The sequence below is a fragment of the Streptomyces sp. WELS2 genome, from assembly GCF_013870595.1.
Classification (GTDB): domain Bacteria; phylum Actinomycetota; class Actinomycetes; order Streptomycetales; family Streptomycetaceae; genus Streptomyces.
Map to the genome: position 1 here is coordinate 1 of NZ_JACBWZ010000590.1, position 4,047 is coordinate 4,047.

The window sequence follows — 4,047 nt, forward strand, 5'->3', positions numbered from 1 at the left end:
CAGCAGTCCGCCTTCCGGTGTCACGCCACCGCCTTTCCGGGCGCGCCGGCCCAGAGGGTGCCGGCCCGCGCCTCCGCGTCGATCGTACGCAGCAGCGCGTCGTCGATCTCGTCGAGGGAGCCGACGATGTGACGCGCGCCGGTCTCCGCCATGAGCTGCCGCTGGTAGCCGTGCTCGAAGTCGCTGGGATGCCCGATGAACGGGGCGCCCAGCTCGCGGGCCGCCTCGGCGACCCGGGCCACGTCGTCCACGAACAGCACCTCGTCCACGGCGAGTCCGGCGATGTCGACGGCGATCTCGTACAGGCCGGGGCGGATGTCGTTGGTGCACACGTACCGGGGTTCGTCGAACAGGTCGGTCAGGTGCCCCAGGTAGCGCTCGAAGTGGGAGGCGTCGAGCCCGCCGTAGCAGACGGTCCGCAGCCCGAGGGCGCGGATTCGGCGCAGCAGTTCCGCCGCGCCGTCGAGGACGCGGACCGGGTGGTCCGCGAGGTAGCGCGCCCGGTCCTCGAAGTAGACGTCGATCGTCTCCATCGGGGAGGTCTGCATCCCGCACACCTCCGCGAGGATCTTGCCCGCGACCGCCTGCGGCTGGGAGAAGATCCGGCGCTCCAGGTCGGCGGAGTAGGTGCCGCCCCGGCTCGTGACGAAGTGGTGGATGACGGGGCTGAACGTGTCGTTCAGCAGGACTCCGTCGATGTTGAGCGCGACCATGCGGAGCTTTCCGAGCTGCTCGGTCATGGATTCATCTCTCCTCCCTCGATCCGCCGGCGCTTCGCGTGGACAGCGAATCGAGTAAACCTGACGACCGGTTGAGATCTTCACACGGGTGCCGCCCGATAGTCCACGGACCACGGTCGGGCGTCTCGGGTCCCGGGATGCGACGTCCACGCATCGTGCCCTGCTCGTCACACCGGTGGGTCCCCCGCGACCGGCCGCGAGTAGGCTGACCGGACCCGGTTCCGAACGCCCGTACGGGCGCGCGGAACGGGCCGGACGGCCGTGCACGGACGTCTGTAATCGACCGCAATTCCCAAGGGAGCGTGCAGAGTTGACGTCGAGGGGCGCACGTGCGCAGAGGGTCGCGCACCCTCGCCGGCCGGGCTCGGCCGCGTGTCGTCCGACGCGCTCGCGCCCGTCCGGACACACCCGGCGGGCACCGGTCGGCAGGGACGGGAAAGGCTGGAAAAAAAACCGGTCAGTCCGTACAGTGACGCCCGTCGCACACCGCTCGGCTCAACCCGCGCTCCACCCAGATCTGTTCACGGTTTGACCTGCTTTCCGGCAGCACTCCGTTCTCGACTGCCCAGGGGGAGAGGCAAGATGACCACGTTTGCGCCCATCGACAGTATGATCACGGACTTCCAGGCCACCGTGCCCACCACACCCGTCGGACTGACCACATTGACGACAACCGTCCCCAAGGAGTACGTCCACCGCTCGGTGGTCACCGAGGTGTTCCTCACCGGCTGGCGCCAGACGGATCCGGACACCTGCACGGTCACGGCCCAGTGGCCGCGGGCCCACACCTTCTACGGTCCCGCCGACGGCTTCCACGACCCGCTGCTGTTCAGCGAGACGCTGCGGCAGACGGTGCCGCTGCTGTCCCACGCGGTCTTCGGCGCGCCCATGGACCACAAGCAGATATGGCGCGATCTCCACGTCACCCTGGACCCGGCGGCGCTGCGCGCCGGGCTCACCCCGGCCGACGTGGAACTGCGCATCCTCTGCTCGGGCATCGAGCGGCGGGCCGGTGTGCTGCGCGGGATGCGGATGGAGGTGACCGCCACCCGCGAGGGGCAGCACCTCGGCACGGCGTCGACCTCGTTCAGTTCGCACAGCAGAGCGCTGTACCAGCGGCTGCGCGGGGCCTACGCGGACGCCGAGCGGGCCATGGCGGCGGCCGTCGAACTGCCGCCGTCGCTCCAGCCCGGTCTCGTCGGCCGGGACCGTCCGCACGACGTGGTGCTCTCGCCCCGCGGCGCCGACGGCCGCTGGCAGCTGCGGGTGAACACCCTGCACCCGATCATCTTCGACCACCCGAACGACCATGCTCCCGGCATGCTGCTCCTGGAGGCGGCCCGGCAGGCGGCCCGGCACCACCTCGGCCCGGAGCCGGTCCTCGCCACGGGCCTGGACGCGGCCTTCCACCGGTACGCGGAGCTGGACGCCCCCGCTTGGGTCACCGCCGGGACAGCCGCCGACGGCCGCGTCCGCGTGACCGTCGAGCAGCACGACGCGCTCGTCTTCGAGTGCGCGGTGACGACCCACCCGGCCACGTCCTGACGCCGGATGCCCGGCCGGTCCCCCACGGGATCCGTTGCCGGTGACCACCCGGTCACGATGTCCCGGGCGCCGGTTCCACGGGCGTCATGCTCGTGCAGGCGGAGGAGACAGCTCGTCGGGCGGCCTGGTCAGGAGCCGTCCGACGAGCCCACTCCGAAGGGGGCGGGGTCAGAGGTCGTCGGGCAGGGCGAGGCCCGTCAGGGCGCCCACCGGGTCGGAGTCCGGGGTGCCGCGGGGCCACCAGTCCTCCCGGCCGGGCTCCGACTCGTAGGCGTACCACAGTCCGTCGCGGCCCAGCCGCAGCTGGACATGGCCGCGTGGATGGGTGAGGCGGTTGCGCCAGGGGCGGAACGCCGGCAGGTCGGCGGCGAGCAGCAGCGGACGGGCCCGGTCGAAACGGCCGGCCGGCGGGTCCCACGGCTCCTCCAGGACGGTCAGCCCCGCCTCCCCGCCCTGCCGCCAGGCCGCGACGGCTCGCGCGAGATCGGCCGGCGTACGGCCGGTCGCGTCGGCGAGCGCGGCGTACAGCGTGCGGGTGGCCGCGGTCAGCCCGGAACCGGGACGGGCCGCGGCCAGGCGCACCGCGTCCTGCCACAGGGACAGTTCACCGACCGGATCGCGTCCGGTGGCGAGCAGCGTGTGGGCGCGGGCGGCGGCGTCGGTCGCCAGCTGGTCCAGCGCGAAGGGGTCCGGGCCGCCGGGCGCCGAGGGGTACACAGGGGGCTGCTCGGGGTGCGGCGGCACCGGCAACGGCGGCGGCAGAGGCGGGAGCCCGCGAGGCGCCAGGGCGTCGGCAGCCCGGACGCCCGGCAGGGTCCGCGGCTGCCGTTCGCTCGCGGCGCGGGCCGCCCGGGCCGCACTGCGCCGGGACAGCACGTCCAGCAGCTCCTTCTCGCCCCGCCCGCGCAGCAGGAGGAGTACGAAGGGATCGGCGTCGAGCAGGCGGGCCGTCTGGTAGCAGAGGGCGGCGGCGTGCTTGCAGGGGTGACCGGAGTCCGGGCAGCCGCAGCGCGGAACCAGGTCGCCGGGGCCGGGCAGCAGCGGCACACCGCAGTTTGCCAGCGACTGGGGCAACTCCTTGTCGAGCAGCGCCGCGATGTGCCCCGGCCGGTCGGCGGCGGCGTCCAGGAACCGCTCCCAGTCCGCGTCCTCCAGGGTCCGTACGCGCACCTGGACCCGGTACGGCCGGGGCCGGCTGCCCCGTACGTACGCCAGCACCAGCCCCGGTGTGACGGTGATGGCGTCCACCTGCCCCTGGTCGGCGTAACCCCGGCCGCGCGCCAGCCGCTTGGCGTCCAGCGCGCCCCGCTCCAGCGCACCGACCCAGGCGTTGCCCCACCACGTACCGGCGAACGGTTCCCCGGTGCCGCCACTCCCCCGGGCGGGGAACGCCGGGAAGGTGCGGCGGAGTTCGCTGTCGCGGTGGGGGGTACCCATGGTCCCGGCCCCGAAGTACGACCGCTCCACCGCGCCGACCGCCGAACCGGACTCCGCGGAACGGCCGGCCTTGGCCGAGGGGCCCGCTTCCGCCGAGGGACCGGTCCCCGCCGAGCGGCCGGCTTCCACCGCACGATCCGCCTCCACCGCGCGCTCCCTCTCCTCGGGCTCCGCCGTCACGGCGGACGGCTCGGCGGGCGGGTTGGCCGCGGGGGCGGTGTGCTCCGGGTCGCCGTCGGTGGTGTCGGTCCACGTGGGCATCCGGAAGGCGGTCGCCAGGTAGTGCCGCATGTCCCGCACGGCCCCGGCCCGGGCGGTCCCCGTC

Annotated in this window: 3 protein-coding genes; 1 reads left to right on the plus strand and 2 read right to left on the minus strand. The window is 73.7% G+C overall.

What is annotated here, in order from left to right:
• Window positions 1–20 precede the first annotated feature (20 nt).
• On the minus strand, window positions 21–740 hold the full coding sequence (locus tag H5J33_RS26225) for an HAD family hydrolase (protein ID WP_181797325.1): 720 nt from the start codon (window positions 738–740) through the stop codon (window positions 21–23).
• Between the two features lie 582 nt (window positions 741–1,322).
• On the opposite strand from H5J33_RS26225, the gene H5J33_RS26230 reads away from it, so the two are divergent.
• On the plus strand, window positions 1,323–2,285 hold the full coding sequence (locus H5J33_RS26230) for a ScbA/BarX family gamma-butyrolactone biosynthesis protein (RefSeq protein WP_258565412.1): 963 nt from the start codon (window positions 1,323–1,325) through the stop codon (window positions 2,283–2,285).
• Window positions 2,286–2,453: 168 nt separating this feature from the next.
• Here the strand turns inward: H5J33_RS26230 and H5J33_RS26235 are convergent, their stop codons facing one another.
• Window positions 2,454–4,013, minus strand: a complete 1,560-nt coding sequence (locus H5J33_RS26235; RefSeq protein ID WP_399552924.1) for an SWIM zinc finger family protein — start codon at window positions 4,011–4,013, stop codon at window positions 2,454–2,456.
• Window positions 4,014–4,047: the final 34 nt, after the last annotated feature.

Excerpts from the sequence above, each read along its gene's own strand:
- H5J33_RS26225 (WP_181797325.1), bottom strand. The coding sequence starts at position 740 with ATGACCGAGCAGCTCGGAAAGCTCCGCATGGTCGCGCTCAACATCGAC.
- H5J33_RS26230 (WP_258565412.1), top strand. The coding sequence starts at position 1,323 with ATGACCACGTTTGCGCCCATCGACAGTATGATCACGGACTTCCAGGCC.
- H5J33_RS26235 (WP_399552924.1), bottom strand. The coding sequence starts at position 4,013 with ATGCGGCACTACCTGGCGACCGCCTTCCGGATGCCCACGTGGACCGAC.